Source organism: Larkinella punicea, assembly GCF_003334855.1.
Classification (GTDB): Bacteria; Bacteroidota; Bacteroidia; order Cytophagales; family Spirosomataceae; genus Larkinella; species Larkinella punicea.
Genome location: NZ_QOWE01000009.1, coordinates 260140 through 275383 on the forward strand (window position 1 = coordinate 260140; position 15244 = coordinate 275383).

Consider the following 15244-nt stretch of genomic DNA (forward strand, 5'->3'; position numbering starts at 1 on the left):
TGTCGGGAATCCTGTTCTTAGTAACACGCTGTTCAACGCAGCTATTCTTGGTGGAATTCTTTTTCACGGGATTTTCAGCCGCGTTGAGTCAAAAAAATACCATGCACGAGTTTTTGGCAAGACTATATCAGTTTGAAATTCGGATCCGGAAAGCCGTCAATTCGCAGATGCGCGGCAATTTTCGCTCCATTTTCAAAGGTTCCGGACTGGAGTTCAGCGATTTGCGGACGTATCAGTACGGCGACGACGTGCGGGCAATCGACTGGAACGTGTCGTCGAAAGGCCACGGAACGTTCGTGAAAATCTTCCGGGAAGAGAAAGACCAGACGGTTTTTTTCCTCATCGACGTCAGCGCGTCGCAGGAAATTGGCACCACCACCCGCTCCAAACTCGACACAACCCGCGAAGTGTGTGGCGTTCTGGCGTTGTCGGCCATCAAGGAAGCCAGTCACGTGGGCATGTATTGTTTTTCGGATCAAAAGGAAAAATACCTGAAACCGTCGAACAGCATGAAACACGGTTATCAGTTGATTGTCAACCTGTTCAAGCTGAAACCAGAGTCCGTCCGAACCAGCCTGACCGATGCGCTGCTGTTTACGCTCAACGTACTGAAACGCCGGAGTGTGGTTTTTCTGGTATCGGATTTTATCGATTCGGGCTATGAACACAGCCTGAAAGCCCTCGCCCGGAAACATGATCTGGTAGTGATTCATATGTATGACCAGCGGGAAACCAGTCTGCCCCGGCTGGGCATCATTCCGGTTTACGACACGGAAAGCCGCCGAACGGTTTGGGTCAACACTTCCTCTTCTGGCTTCCGAAACGGCATCAAACAGACCTTCCGGCAGAGCCAGCAGCAGTTGGAGCGGTTTTGTAAACAATATAACGCCAATTATGTGGCGCTCGATTCGCAGGCCGATTACGTTCCGCCCCTGATTGAGTTGTTCCGTGTCCGAAAAACCCGATGAAATGATGATAGGAACGAGACCGGGTCGTCGCACGATAAAACAGATTAGAACGGATTTTAGCCGATGGCTCGCTATTCGTTATTCGTTATTCGCTATTCATTATTTATTCTTAACTCTTAACTCTTCATTCTTAACTCCCTCACCCGCCCAGCCTCCCAAAGGCGTTTTCCTCACCGACACGATTGAAATTGGCAAACCATTCCAGTATTCCCTGAGCATTCGCCACCGGTCCAGGGTCGATGTGCTGTTTCCGGATACCGCCCGGCACTTTGCTCCGTTTCTGGTGCGCGACATTTCGATTTTTTCGACCAAAACCGATGCCCTAGGCAGCCTCGACAGTTCGGTGTATACGCTCGTATCGTTTGAAACAAGTCCGACCCAGACGTTGCGAGTGCCAGTATTTCTGCTGCGCACGCCCACCGACTGCACCCTTGTTTTTTCCAATGTCGATACGATCCGGCTGCGGGAGCGCATTCAGACGATGCGGCCCGATACACTCCGGCTGTCGACCAATACCACCGTCGTTTCGCTCCGGCAACAGATGAATTATCCGTTGCTGATGACAATTGTGGTGGGGCTGTGTGTGCTGGCGGGAATTCTGTTTCTGTTTTTCGGACGAACCATCCGAACGCGTATCCGGCGCTATCAGTTGTATCGGCAATACCTGGATTTTCAACGGTCATTCAACCGACTGACGCGCGGCATTGGCCCCGAAACCGCTCACGAAGACGCCGGACGGGCCGTGGTGATCTGGAAACAATACATGGAGCGGCTGGAGCGAAAACCGTATACATCGCTGACGACCCGCGAAATTGTTGAATCGGTGCAGGATAACCGGCTGGCCGATGCCCTGAAAGAAATCGACGGCGTTATTTATGGAAGTGTGTATTCCGACCAGACGCAGCAGTCCCTCCGCATTCTGAACGAGGTGGCGGATACGGCCTACCGCCGGAGCAGCGTTCGGATGGAAGAAGTGAATCAGGAAGTACCTATTTGAACAGTTGCCTATGGAATGGTTTTCGTATCAATGGTTTACAATTTCGCAACTGCGCCAGTTTACCTGGGCGCAACCGATTTATTTGTACGCCATTCCGGCCATTCTCCTGCTCTTTGGCTTGCGATCGTTGTTGTCCAGTCCATCGCGGCAACGGCTGAATGTAGCCCTGAACCAGACCGAACTCCAGCCTTCGCTGGTGGGTAGTTTGCGGCATTTAGTGCCCCTCAGCCTGTTTATTGCCACCACGCTTCTGCTGATGGCACTCGCCCGGCCCCAGATCATTCGCGAAGAAACCGAGCGGGTGGCCGAAGGAATCGATTTGATGCTCGCCATTGATATTTCGTCGTCGATGGCCGAAACCGACCTGAAGCCCAACCGGCTGGAAGCCGCCAAGCGCGTGGCCCGCAGCTTCGTTAAAAGCCGTCAGAACGACCGGATCGGGCTGGTCATTTTTGCCGGAGAAGCCTATTCACTCTGCCCGCTGACGACCGACCACGACCTCCTGAACGGCTACCTGGACGACCTGGACGACAGCATGATCAAAACATCCGGCACGGCCATCGGCAGCGCCCTGGCGGTTTGCATCAACCGGATGCGCGAATCGAAGGTCAAAAGCAAGGTGACCATTCTGCTCAGCGATGGCGACAACACGGCGGGCAACCTCGACCCGGTGACGGTGGCGCGGCTGGCGAAAGCGTTCAACATCCGGATTTACACCGTAGCCATCGGACGCCCTCCTATGCCGAGTGTGTCCAGCAACCTGACGACGGTGACCGTGGACGAAGGCATTCTGACGACCATCGCCAACATCGGAAGCGGCAGTTTTTTCCGGGCGGGCGATGCTCCGCGTCTTCAGGCGGTTTTCAAAGAAATCGACCGGCTGGAAAAAGCGCCGGTTAAAACCGTGATTTACAAGGATGTCAAAGATTTTTACCGCATCTATCTGTACTGGGCCATCCTATTCCTGTTGCTGACGCTGTTCCTGAAAAACACGATTTTTGGAAATATACTGGAAGATTAAAGATGTTAGACAAGAGAGTAAAGACCGTTTTGCCGTTGTTGTCTCTTGTCTCATGTCTATCCTCTCACATCTCGTATGCTACTTTCTTACTACAACGAAAACTACATTGAAGCGGGGCTTGACGAAGTCGGGCGGGGGTGTCTGGCGGGGCCGGTGGTGGCGGCTGCGGTTATTTTACCGAAAAACTACACGCATCCCATTCTGACTGATTCGAAGCAACTGAGCCGTTTCCAGCGCGAACAGTTGCGGGAAGAATTGCAGCGCGACGCCCTCGCCTGGGCCGTGGCCGAGGTGTCTAACGAGGAAATTGACCGGATTAACATTCTGAAAGCCAGCTTTCTGGCGATGCACCAGGCACTGGACTCGATCATGAGTCAGATTGGTGGTGTCAAACCGGATCATTTGCTGGTCGACGGCAACCGGTTTGTGAATTACCCGATGATTCCGCACACCTGCATTGTTAAAGGCGACACCAAGTTTCTGTCGATTGCGGCCGCGTCGGTGCTGGCCAAAACCCACCGAGATGAGCTGATGGAAAAGCTGGCGATCGAGTTTCCGCACTACGGCTGGGAGCGGAACGTGGGCTACCCGACGCCCTACCACCGCCGGGCGATTCAGGAGTTTGGGCCGTGCCGGTGGCACCGGATGAGTTTTCGGCTGGTGTAGAAATTCCATCGCCGATTACAACGATTTCCTGTAAACGGGAATCCTGTCGGTATCTGCTTTTCTCCCAGCCCTTTATGAAAACTCTGAACCTGCTGTTTCTGCTCCTTCTGGTAACGGCCTGCAACCGCAAGAACGAGGACGCGATTCTGGCCAGAGGCTCCTCCTTTCGTTTGATTCGAACGGATTATTACGGAAGTCCGGCGAATCCGGCTTCGTTTCGATCCACCCGCTACGACTACGACGAGAACAACCTGCTCCGCGAGGTCATTTCGGAAAACACAAACGGCACGGTGGACAGCAAACAGGTTTACCGGTGGACAGATGGAAATACGCTTCGCGTGGAACAGCATTTTACCAATCCGCCCTGGTCGAGCAGCATTCAATCGGGCTTGCCGTTGAAAATGTATTCCTACAACGAGACGCTTTATAATGCCGACACTACCATTCGCGAACGGAAAAATTATAACCTCCAGATCGATAACACAATCGAGTACCGCTCCTCCACGAAGTTTGAATACAACAACCAGAAGCGCGTAACGAGACGGAACATTTACGCGAGTGATGGAAAACTGGCTTCATATTCGTTGTATGAATATGATAGCCGGGGCAATGTGACGAAGGAAACGCTGTATACCAATATTTCCAATACCACCGAACCCAACATCATTACGACGTACGAATACGATAACGCCCCCAATCCGTATCGGTCGGCCCGATTGAACTCGGAGATCAGTTGGTTCTTGAGTGTCAATAATATTGTCCGCCAAAAGTCGGTTAACCTGGCTTCGTCAATCAACTCGGACGAACAATGGAAATACGAATACCGTCCCGACGGTTATCCCGCCCGGATGATTTATGCCGATGGCCGGAAAGAGGAGTTTTTTTACAATCAGTAGGTTTACGGTTTTCAGTATACTGAAAACCGTAAACCATTACCCCTGCTTCGGGCGCTTGTACAGCGGCACGGTGCTGCACGGTTCGCCGAACATGATGCTCTGGGCTACGGGGCGCAGCCGGCGCGTGATTTCGACGTACGCAGCCGTCGGCACCGGCACCTTGCTACAGCCTTTCACCACCACGCGGGTGTCGCGGTAGTCTTCGATGTTAATGCGGGCGATGGCGTCGAAGTAGAGTTTTTCTTCCAGATCCTGCAGCGAACCGAACACCACGGTGTGGGCGTAGGGTTCCAGGTGAATCGTCAGGAGCATGAACGCCCAGGTCGGAACGATGGCGTCTTCGGTGCAGGTGACGGCCACATTTTTATCAGCGTATTGGCTCCAGTCGTGGGTTTTCAGGAATTCGCGAAAATCTTTTTCCTTGAGAATCAGCCCCATAAACAGGTTGTCCTTCAAGTCGTAGACAACCCGTTCGCCGGGGTGGTAATAATCTTCCAAGTCCAGGGATACCAGGCCACTTTTGGCGACACGATTGACAATCAGTTCCGTTTCCATACCCGCTAAACAACCAGCTTCTTCGGCTTGGTTCCCACAAAATCTTTTAAGTAGTAGGGCTCAAAATCAGCGACACTTTCAAACCGGCCTTCCCGATACGCCAGAGCGGCCAGTTGGCCCACCGTTCGGGCCGAGGGATGAATGACTTGTTCGGGAAAAACCGCATTGGGTTGATGCGCCAAAATCGCCCGGCATTTGGCCGCACCATTCCCGAAAAACACGACGGGCTGTTGCGCCAGTAAGTCCACAAACGATTGCTCATCAATGATTTGCGCCGATGTAGGCACCTTTTCACGGCCTTCTGAATCATAAACCGCACAGTAGACTTCCATCCGCCGGGCGTCGAGCAGGGGGCAAAGGGCGTAGGACGCGGGATAAAAACCGTTTACCTGCCACGCCATCGCTTCGAGCGTGTTGATGGCCAGCAGTGGTTTATCGAGTGCAAAACACAGCCCTTTGGCCGTCGAAACGCCAATCCGCAAACCGGTGTAGGACCCCGGCCCTTTGGCCACGGCGACCGCGTCCAGTTCAGAAAGCGGGTGTCCACTGTCGTGGACCACATTCTGAATCAGCGTCGTCAACATGCCCGACGATGATTTTTCGGTAAACAATTCGAAGCAGGCCAAAACCGCTCCGTCGCGGTGAAGGGCTACCGAACAAACAGTGGTGGAAGTATCGAGGGAGAGAATAAGGGACATAAAAAAGGGAGGAAAGGAGGAGGGAGGAAAGGAAGAGGGGCACCCTCCTCTCTTCCTTTCCTCCCTCCTCCTTTCTTAATTTTTTCCTTTCAAAATAGACTGATACCGGTTCATGTCTTTGAACAGGTCGAGGGCGGCTTTGATTTCCGGATCGGTCGCGAACGATACTTCTTTCATGCCTTTCTGGAGGTAATAATGACCGACAATTTCCTGTTCCAGCAACGTTTTCAGTTCGCTTTTAAACGTCACCAGATCGACATCCTTGCTGTGCGACAGTTTCGTACGCAACGCTTTTAGCTGATCCTGAATCTGATCGAACGATTTTTCTTTCTTGGCCGAGGCTTCGAGCGTCCCCAGTTCCTTTTCAACCTGCGTGGTGTAATCGTATTCCTTGTCTTTCAGCCACGTCACAAAATTCTGGTATTCAGCGTCGGTCAGGCTGAACTCGCGGGCGGGCTTGATCGTCGGGTGGTCGTGCCGGTATTTGATGGCATAATCAAAAATCAACCCCTTGTTGGTCAGGCTGATGGCGATTGGGGCGGGTGTCGTCGGTTCCACCAGCACATCCGGCGTAACGCCACCGCCGTCGTAAACCGGGCGACCGGCTTTGGTTTTGAAGGCGGTTTTCAGCGAATCGGGGATCTTGCCCACGCTGCCGTCCGGATTGCGGTGGCTGTAGTCGATGGCCTGAATGCAGCGACCGCTCGGAATGTAGTATTTGGCTGTGGTAATTTTCAGCTTGGTGTTGTACGAAAGTTCGCGGGTGGTTTGCACCAGCCCTTTTCCGTAGGTCAGTTGCCCCACCAGAACGCCCCTATCGTAGTCCTGAATAACGCCCGAAACGATTTCTGCCGCCGACGCACTCCGGCTGTTGGTCAGCACCACAATCGGGATTTCCAGATCCAGGGGCGGGTTCAGCGCCGTGTAGGTTTTATTCCATTCGGTCACTTTGCCTTTCGTCGTCACGATTTCCGACTCGCGCGGCAACCAGATGTTGGCAATATCAATGGCCATGTTGAGCAAACCGCCCGGATTTTCGCGCACATCCAGCACCAGCTTTTTCATGCCTTTGCCTTTCAGTTCGACAAACGCGTTCCGCACCTCGCGCGACGCCGTGCCGGTAAAATCTTTCAGGTCGATGTAGCCCACGTCGTTCGAAATCATGCCGGAATAGGGCACATTGGTCATTTTGACGACATCACGCGTCACGTTCAGGTCAATGGGATCTTTGGCTCCAAAGCGTTTCACCGTCAGTTTGACCGCCGTGTTGGTTTGTCCCCGGAGCAGTTTGTCGGAATCCAGTTCGCGCCGGGTTTTGATGTCCACGCCGTCGACCTTGAGAATCTCATCGCCAATCTGCAAACCGGATTTTTCGGCGGGTGTGCCTTCATAAATCATCATCACGATGCTGCGTCCCTGCCGCGAGCCGATGAGCGCCCCGATGCCGTTGTAGCGTCCGGTGGTCATCGTCATGTAATCCTCGATTTCGTCTTCGGCGAAGAAGTTGGTGTACGGGTCGAGCGATTTCAGCATGGCGTCGATGCTGTTCTTCACCATCCGGTTCGGATTCAGTTCGTCGACGTAATAGAGGTTCAGTTCTTTGAACAGCGTCGCGTAAATGTCCAGGTTGCGGGCGATTTCAAAAAACCGGTCGTCGTTGCGGAACGAATAAAAACCCAGGCTTCCTGCCAGAAGGGTCGCTCCCAGGGCGACAGTCAGACGTTTGCGCGTAAACATGTTTTTATAGATTAAAGATGCAAGACAAGAGATAAAAGACCTACGCGAGAGTCAATTTTCTCTTGTCTCACGTCTTATCTCTATAATCTACACCCGACCCAAAGCTAATTTCATACTTTTTTCTATCTCTTCAAACGAAATTATTGCGCGGGCGGTATATAAAAAGACAATATAGGCGGGCGGTTGCTTCGGTTTTTCAGCGGTTCCGAACAAAAGTGCCTTATTTAAACGGTAGGCTTCGCGGACCCGGCGACGGATGAGGTTGCGGTCGACGGCTTTTTTGAAGTTTCGGCTGGAGACCGAAATCAGGACGGCAGGCAGCGGGTCAGTACGCTCGGGGTCGTCCATATAGAGGAGTCGAAATGGAAAAAGGTAGAACGTCCGCGTGGTCGCACTACCTTTCTGAAATAACTGACCGATGGTTTTTTTACTGCAAAGCCGTTCGGATTTTTTGAACGTTTGCTTCATAATGCGTTTAAGGTTTAATGTTTAACGTTTAAGGCTGCTTCTTGCGCAGAAACGTTAAACCTTAAACTTCAAACCTTAAACGATTAGATTTTAAACCGATCGCCTTTTTTCTCGTCCGAAACCGTCAATTTATGACGTCCTTTTGCGCGACGGGCGGCCAGTACTCTGCGGCCATTGGCTGATGCCATGCGCTCGCGGAAGCCGTGCTTGTTCCGGCGCTTACGGTTCGAAGGTTGAAACGTTCTTTTCATGACTAACTATATCTTGGATGCCTATTTTTCAAATGAGTCTGCAAAGGTAGAGAATGTTACGGAACGAAACAAGTTTGATTTCCATATTTAGCGTTTTCACAAACAAGCGGTTATATTCGCAGGTATGCACTACCGTATTTCGTCGACCAACCCTTCGTCCCGGCTCCTTGAAGTTGATTTTCTGCTGACGGCCATTTCATCTTCCACCGTTGATTTGCAACTCCCCGCCTGGCGTCCCGGCCGGTATGAGATTCAGAACTTCGCCAAAAATATCCAGCGGTTCGAAATTTTTGACCAAACCGGAAAACCGCTCGCGTTTCAGAAAATTACCAAAGACCGCTGGCGGGTGCAAACCGAAGGCGTTTCGGAACTGGTCGCCCGGTATACCTATTACAGCAACACCATCAACGCAGGAACCAGCTACGCCGACGATCGGCTGCTGTACATCAATCCGGTCAATCTGTGTTTATTTACCGACGATCGGTTGCAGGAAGAATGTACGCTCGAACTGACCATTCCGGACGATTGGCAGGTGGCCTGCGGAATGAAGCAAACCGCATCCAATATCCTGACTGCCTCTGATTTCTACGAACTGGTCGACTGCCCGCTCATCGCTTCGCCCGACCTGCAACATCTCCCGTATGAAATTGATAATACGGTTTTTCACGTCTGGATCAATGGCAATATAAAACCGGATTGGGAACGAATCCGGCACGATTTCAGCCGGTTTTCGGAAACGCAAATCCGGCTCTTCGGCGAATTTCCCGAAAAAGACTATCATTTTCTGACGCTGATTCTGCCGACGGCGCATTACCACGGCGTCGAACACCGCAATTCCACCATGCTCGTGCTGGGTCCCAACGACGAAGGCGAGGGCCTGTATACGGATTTGCTGGGCGTCTCGTCGCACGAATTGTTTCATACCTGGAATATCATCCGCATTCGGCCAACGGAACTTTTGCCGTATGATTTTACCCGGGAAACGTACTTCACGACCTGCTTTGTGGCCGAAGGCGTCACGACCTATTACGGGGATTTGCTCCTCCGCCGGGCGAACGTTTTCACCGATGCCGCCTACTGGAAAGAGCTTCAGGTGCTGTTGAAACGACATTTTGAACCCAGCGGACGATCGTTTCAGTCGCTCACCGAGTCGTCCTGGGATTTGTGGCTGGACGGTTACGACAAAGGCGTACCGAACCGGAAAGTGTCGGTGTATTACAAGGGCGCCACCGTGGCCCTAATTCTGGACTTACACATCCGCCGGAAATGGAATCATGCCCGTTCACTTGATGACGTCATGCGGATCATGTGGGAACGATTCGGAAAACCGTTCGTGGGGTATACGCTTGAGGATTACCGCGCTATCACGGAAGAAGTGGCGGGTGAACCGCTCGGCTGGTATTACGAACGCTGCATCTTCGGCAACGAACCGCTGGAACCGCTCCTGAACGAATACCTGGCATTTGTTGGCCTGCAACTGGAATACGATGCCACCGACTTGGTCAGTGCGCCCTCGGTATTGCTCGTTCAGCACGACGATAAGGCCGGTTTGCAAAACCGCCATCAGTGGTTGGGTGTTCAACCCTGATCGGGTTGAAAGACTGGTAAATAGTCAATCGTAGGGCCACTTGTTATTTTCTTTTTCTCCAATGAAACGCCTTGCCAAAACCGCCCTGTTTCTCCTGATTGCATTGACCGGCACCAGCCACCGAACCGGTTTCACTGGCCAGACAAAACCGCTCGCTTCGGCGGTGACGATCAATCTGAGTGAGGAATTTCAAACCATCCATAGCTTCGGCGCGTCCGATTGCTGGTCGGCCAAGTTTATTGGTAAATGGCGCGATAAGGCCAAAAAAAACCAGATCGCCGATCTGCTCTTTAGTCAGGATACCCTGGCCAGCGGCCAGCCGAAGGGTATTGGCTTGTCGTTGTGGCGGGTGAACATCGGTGCGGGAAGTTTTGAACAGAAAGACAGCAGTGCCATCCGGGATGAATGGCGTCGGGAAGAAAGTTTTCTGACTCCTGATGGCCGTTACGACTGGAGTAAACAGGCTGGAAATCAATGGTTTTTACAGGCGGCCCGCCAGCGGGGTGTTCGCTACACCCTTGGGTTTACCAACTCCCCGCCCGTGCAAATGACCCGCAACGGCAAAGCTTTTTCGCCGGGCGGCAAAGCGTTCAATCTCAAACCAGCCGCCCTGGAACCTTTCGCCGACTTTCTGGTTACCGTGGCCGAACACTTCAAATTTGATTACCTGAGCCCCATCAACGAACCGCAATGGGACTGGACTGCCGGCAAAAACGGCAAAGCCAATCAGGAAGGCTCCCCGGCCGAAAATGCCGATATTCTGGCGGTTACCAAAGCTTTATCGACCAAACTGGCCACTGCCAAATCCAAAACAAAGGTCGTAACCGGTGAAGCGGGCCAGCTTGATTACCTCTACGAGAAAGCCGAAAGTGGCAGAGGCAATCAGCTTGACTACTTTTTTGGCCCGAACCAAACCGCTTCTCTGACTAAACTCCCGAATGCGGAACCGATCTGGGCGTATCACAGCTATTTTTCGACCTGCCGGGACTCGACGCTCGTGGCGATGCGCCAGAAAGCAGCTCAACGCGCCAAAACCGTGGGGAGTCCGCCACTCTGGCAAAGTGAGTTTGGCGTTCTGGGCGACATCTGCGGCCAGTACAACGGCAGTCCGCGCCACACCGACATCGACTATGGGCTGTACGTGGCCAAAGTGATCCACAACGACCTGACGATCGCCAACGTGACCTCGTGGCAATGGTGGCTGGCCATCAATCCCTACAACTACAGCGATGGGCTGGTGTATATCAACGGCCCGGATGGTCTGTATAAAAACCACGACAACGCCCGGCTCGACGGGCAGGTGATCGACTCGAAACAACTCTGGGCGTTCGGCAATTACGCCCGCTTTATCCGGCCCGGTATGAAACGGGTGGCGGTCCGCATCGGTGAGGTGGCGAATCCGGTGGCCGAAGCGAGTCAGGGTATGGTGTCGGCCTACAAAGATGCTGCGCGTAAACAGCTTGTGCTGGTTTGTGTCAACATGACGTCCGACGCCCTGACCGTACCCCTCAGCGGGGTAAAAATCCGGAACGGACGCTTTGCCGGTTATACCACCTCCGCCACCAAAACCCTGACGAAATCCACCGTACGGGCCGACCAAGTTCGGCTGGAACCCAAGTCGGTCGTTACGCTGGTGGGGACGTATCAATAATCAGTGAATACCGCCAAATCAGTTTTTCTTTTTGGCGCGCATTTCCGGGAGCGTCTGTCCGGTATCGCCCTGGGCTGCTTGTGGTGCCTCCAGCGAATTGGTGGTCGTGTCGCCCTGAATTCCCATAATGCTCGTATCATTCGCCATTTCCGTCGCATCGGCGCCTGATTGCGTGCTTTCTGTTTTGGAATTACAACTCAGGCAAAAGGTTGTCAGCAGAATACCAAACCCGACGATCAGGCTCCGGCTTCCATTTTTCAGGTTGTTTTTCATGGTATTTAAACGTTGAGTGACTAGTACCGTAACCGGGAGGTACGCGAGTTGTTTGGAAAAAAAATGACAGAATGAGCATACGCTAACAATCCTGAAAAAGTGCGGTTATCTTTAAAACCGTTCTTGTTTCAATCTTGCTTTTTTCGTATCTTAGCTTGTTATGAATTTCAAGCTGACTTCAGAATTTAAACCGACTGGCGACCAGCCGCAGGCCATTGAAAAGCTGGTAAAAGGGATCAAGGAAGGCGAACCGTCGCAGGTGTTGTTGGGTGTTACCGGATCTGGAAAAACATTTACAGTAGCCAACGTCATTGCCCAACTCGACCGCCCGACGCTCGTGCTGAGCCACAACAAAACGCTGGCAGCCCAACTCTACGGCGAGTTCAAGCAGTTTTTCCCCGAAAATGCTGTTCAATATTTCATCTCCTATTACGATTACTACCAGCCGGAAGCGTTCATCGCGACGACCAATACATACATCGAAAAAGATCTGGCTATCAACGAAGAAATCGACAAGCTCCGGCTGGCGACGGTTTCGGCCCTGATGAGCGGTCGGCGGGATATTGTCGTGATTGCCTCGGTTTCCTGTATTTACGGTGCCGGTAACCCGAACGAATACCAGAAAAGCATCGTGCGGCTGGGCGTGGGCGAAACCATCAGCCGCAACCAGTTTCTCTTCAAACTGGTCGAGATTCTGTATAGCCGCACCGAGGTGGAATTCACCCGCGGTTCGTTCCGAGTCAAGGGCGATACCGTCGATATTTTTCCCGGTTATGCCGATTTTGCGTACCGGATTGTCTTCTTCGGCGACGAAATTGAAGCCATTCAACGCATCGATCCGGCGTCGGGCAAGAAGATCGGCGACGACCGGATCATTGCCATTTTCCCGGCCAACCTTTTCGTAACCGGTCGGGACACGTTGAATATGGCCATCGGCGAAATTCAGAATGATCTGGTGGCGCAGATTCGCTATTTTCAGTCCGAGTTCCGGAATATGGAAGCCGAGCGAATCAAGGAGCGGACAGAGTTCGACATCGAAATGATGCGCGAATTGGGCTATTGTTCCGGTATTGAAAACTACTCCCGGTATTTCGACCGCCGGCAACCCGGCCAGCGTCCCTTCTGTTTGCTCGACTATTTCCCCGACGACTTTCTGACGATTGTGGATGAAAGCCACGCGACGATGCCGCAAATCCGGGCGATGTGGGGCGGTGACCGTTCGCGCAAGGAAGCCCTGGTTGACTACGGTTTTCGGCTGCCATCGGCGCTCGATAACCGTCCGCTTACGTTTCAGGAATTTGAGCAAATGGCCGGGCAAACGGTTTTTGTTAGCGCAACCCCTTCTGATTACGAATTACGCCGGAGCGAAGGCGTAGTGGTCGAACAGTTGATTCGCCCGACCGGTTTGCTGGACCCTGCGATTGAAGTACGGCCCAGTCTGAACCAGATCGATGATTTGCTGGAAGAGATCGACATCCGCGTCAAACGCAAAGAACGGGTGCTGGTGACGACGCTGACCAAACGCATGGCCGAGGAGTTGAGCAAATACCTGGAACGGGTGGGCGTCAAAGGCCGCTACATTCACTCGGAAGTGAAAACGCTGGATCGGGTTGAAATCCTGCGGGAGTTGCGACTGGGTGTTTTCGATGTGCTGGTGGGTGTCAACCTGCTGCGCGAAGGACTCGATTTGCCGGAAGTATCGCTGGTGGCCATCATGGACGCCGACAAAGAAGGTTTCCTGCGCGACATTCGATCCCTGATTCAAACCATTGGCCGGGCCGCCCGGAACTCCAACGGACGCGTGCTCATGTATGCCGACCGCATCACCGGTTCGATGGAGAAAGCCATCAGCGAAACCAACCGACGGCGGGAAATCCAGATGGAGTACAATGAGAAGCACGGTATTACGCCAATGACCATTTTGCGGTCTCATGATGCCATTATGGGACAAACCAGCATTGCCGATTCGCGTCCGGAGGCCAAACAATACTACGTTGAACCCGACGAATTCCGGATTGCTGCCGATCCCGTGGTGCAATACATGGGGAAAAATGACCTGGAGCAGGTCATCAAAGAGACGCAGAATAAAATGGAACGAGCCGCCAAAGAACTGGATTTCATGGAAGCGGCCCGGCTACGGGATGAGTTGTTTCAACTCCGCGACCGGCTGAAAGCGACGCAGGTGTAATCGAATGCCGGGTCGTTTGTCGGCCCGGCATTTCTTAGGCCAACGCGGCTTCTTTCATCCGTTCGGCGTTTTCGGCCATGCGGAGTTGCTCGATAAAGTTGTCGATGTCGCCGTCCATCACTGTCGGCAGGTTATACACTGTCAGGCCGATGCGGTGGTCGGTTACGCGGCTTTGCGGGTAATTGTAGGTCCGGATTTTGTCGGAACGGTCGCCACTGCCCACCATCGACTTGCGCTGCGAACTGATTTCGTCGTTGTGTTTCTGCAATTCAATTTCGTACAAACGCGAACGCAAAACCGTCAGGGCTTTTTCGGTATTCTTGATCTGCGAACGTTCATCCTGGCACTGCACCACCAAACCAGATGGAATGTGCGTGAGCCGAACCGCCGAATAGGTGGTGTTGACCGACTGCCCTCCCGCACCCGACGAGCAGAAGGTATCTTTCCGAATGTCGTTCATATTGATCTGAACATCAACCTCTTCCGCTTCGGGCAAAACCGCTACGCTGGAAGCTGAGGTGTGAATTCGCCCCTGCGATTCGGTGGCCGGAACCCGCTGAACGCGGTGAACACCGGATTCGAATTTCAGTTTGCCGTAGACGTCTTCGCCTTCGACCTGACAGATAATTTCTTTGTAACCACCCGAGGTTCCGTCGGTGAAGTCCATCAACGACATCCGCCAGCCCATGCGGTCGCACAGGCGCTGGTACATGCGGAACAGATCACCGGCGAAAATAGAGGCTTCGTCGCCACCGGTTCCGGCCCGGATTTCGAGAATGACGTTTTTGCTGTCGTTCGGATCTTTCGGAATCAGCATTTCTTTCAATACGTCCTCCATCGGTTCGCGCTGCGGCACCAGCTCATCGAGTTCTGCTTTGGCCATTTCGCGCAAATCTTCATCTCGTTCGGTAGCCAGCAGATCCTTTGCCCCGTCGATATCATTCAGCAGTTTTTTATAAACCTGATACTGCTTGACGATCTTTTCGAGGTCTTTGTATTCCTTGCTTAGCTTGGTGTATTTCTTCTGATCCGAAACGATTTCCGGCATCATGATTTGCTGAGAAACCTCCTCAAACCGTTCTTTTATGGATTCTAATTGATCAATCATTGGTTAGAAAACTTTATGCCTGATTTACCCCGTTCCCCTAAAGGAGACTTGGACGCGGAATAATCCGGATGCAGAAGTCCGGCAACGGCCGACCGTCCTTTAGGGGAACGGGGTAAACTTTGATACAAATCTACGAAAATTCGGTCAGTCAACACTTCGGTCGTACATTTGTCAACGAA

At 52.7% G+C, this 15244-nt stretch carries 15 protein-coding genes; 8 read left to right on the top strand and 7 right to left on the bottom strand.

Features of this window, described 5'->3' with window-relative positions:
- Window positions 1–101 precede the first annotated feature (101 nt).
- The 5 genes from DUE52_RS13200 (at window position 102) to DUE52_RS13220 (ending at window position 4548) form a co-directional block, all read left to right on the top strand.
- Complete coding sequence (locus DUE52_RS13200; protein ID WP_114406518.1) at window positions 102–968, top strand: DUF58 domain-containing protein; 867 nt, start codon at window positions 102–104, stop codon at window positions 966–968.
- Between the two features lies 1 nt (window position 969).
- The gene (locus DUE52_RS13205; protein WP_133299833.1) at window positions 970–1965 is read left to right on the top strand and encodes a hypothetical protein; all 996 of its coding nucleotides are present in this window, start codon (window positions 970–972) and stop codon (window positions 1963–1965) included.
- Window positions 1966–1975: 10 nt separating this feature from the next.
- Window positions 1976–2986, top strand: coding sequence for a VWA domain-containing protein (locus DUE52_RS13210; RefSeq protein ID WP_114406477.1), 1011 nt, complete (start codon window positions 1976–1978; stop codon window positions 2984–2986).
- Window positions 2987–3061: 75 nt separating this feature from the next.
- A complete protein-coding gene (gene rnhB / locus DUE52_RS13215) occupies window positions 3062–3652 on the top strand; it encodes a ribonuclease HII (protein WP_114406478.1) in 591 nt (196 codons plus the stop codon).
- A 74-nt stretch (window positions 3653–3726) separates the two neighbouring features.
- Window positions 3727–4548, top strand: coding sequence for a hypothetical protein (locus DUE52_RS13220; protein WP_114406479.1), 822 nt, complete (start codon window positions 3727–3729; stop codon window positions 4546–4548).
- Between the two features lie 36 nt (window positions 4549–4584).
- Here the strand turns inward: DUE52_RS13220 and DUE52_RS13225 are convergent, their stop codons facing one another.
- The 5 genes from DUE52_RS13225 to rpmH all read right to left on the bottom strand — a co-directional run bounded on the left by DUE52_RS13225 (window position 4585) and on the right by rpmH (window position 8257).
- Window positions 4585–5103, bottom strand: a complete 519-nt coding sequence (locus DUE52_RS13225; protein WP_114406480.1) for a DUF2480 family protein — start codon at window positions 5101–5103, stop codon at window positions 4585–4587.
- 5 nt (window positions 5104–5108) lie between these two features.
- Complete coding sequence (tsaB, locus tag DUE52_RS13230; protein ID WP_114406481.1) at window positions 5109–5801, bottom strand: tRNA (adenosine(37)-N6)-threonylcarbamoyltransferase complex dimerization subunit type 1 TsaB; 693 nt, start codon at window positions 5799–5801, stop codon at window positions 5109–5111.
- A gap of 75 nt (window positions 5802–5876) precedes the next feature.
- The gene (locus DUE52_RS13235; RefSeq protein WP_114406482.1) at window positions 5877–7538 is read right to left on the bottom strand and encodes a S41 family peptidase; all 1662 of its coding nucleotides are present in this window, start codon (window positions 7536–7538) and stop codon (window positions 5877–5879) included.
- An 87-nt stretch (window positions 7539–7625) separates the two neighbouring features.
- A complete protein-coding gene (gene rnpA, locus DUE52_RS13240; protein ID WP_114406483.1) occupies window positions 7626–8006 on the bottom strand; it encodes a ribonuclease P protein component in 381 nt (126 codons plus the stop codon).
- 83 nt (window positions 8007–8089) lie between these two features.
- Window positions 8090–8257, bottom strand: a complete 168-nt coding sequence (rpmH, locus tag DUE52_RS13245; RefSeq protein WP_111628991.1) for a 50S ribosomal protein L34 — start codon at window positions 8255–8257, stop codon at window positions 8090–8092.
- A 124-nt stretch (window positions 8258–8381) separates the two neighbouring features.
- Between rpmH and DUE52_RS13250 the strand changes: the two genes are divergently transcribed.
- A complete protein-coding gene (locus DUE52_RS13250; protein WP_114406484.1) occupies window positions 8382–9845 on the top strand; it encodes a M61 family metallopeptidase in 1464 nt (487 codons plus the stop codon).
- Window positions 9846–9906: 61 nt separating this feature from the next.
- Window positions 9907–11496 (top strand): glycoside hydrolase, encoded by a 1590-nt coding sequence (locus DUE52_RS13255; protein ID WP_114406485.1) that lies wholly within the window; start codon window positions 9907–9909, stop codon window positions 11494–11496.
- 18 nt (window positions 11497–11514) lie between these two features.
- Here the strand turns inward: DUE52_RS13255 and DUE52_RS13260 are convergent, their stop codons facing one another.
- Entirely contained in the window at window positions 11515–11769 is a 255-nt protein-coding gene (locus DUE52_RS13260) for a hypothetical protein (protein ID WP_114406486.1), read from the bottom strand.
- A gap of 160 nt (window positions 11770–11929) precedes the next feature.
- On the opposite strand from DUE52_RS13260, the gene uvrB reads away from it, so the two are divergent.
- Window positions 11930–13957 (top strand): excinuclease ABC subunit UvrB, encoded by a 2028-nt coding sequence (gene uvrB / locus DUE52_RS13265; RefSeq protein ID WP_114406487.1) that lies wholly within the window; start codon window positions 11930–11932, stop codon window positions 13955–13957.
- Between the two features lie 34 nt (window positions 13958–13991).
- Here uvrB and prfA read toward each other — a convergent pair whose 3' ends face one another.
- Window positions 13992–15065 carry a peptide chain release factor 1 gene (gene prfA / locus DUE52_RS13270; protein ID WP_114406488.1) on the bottom strand — a complete coding sequence of 358 codons (1074 nt, stop codon included), beginning with the start codon at window positions 15063–15065 and terminating at the stop codon, window positions 13992–13994.
- Between the last annotated feature and the right edge of the window lie 179 nt (window positions 15066–15244).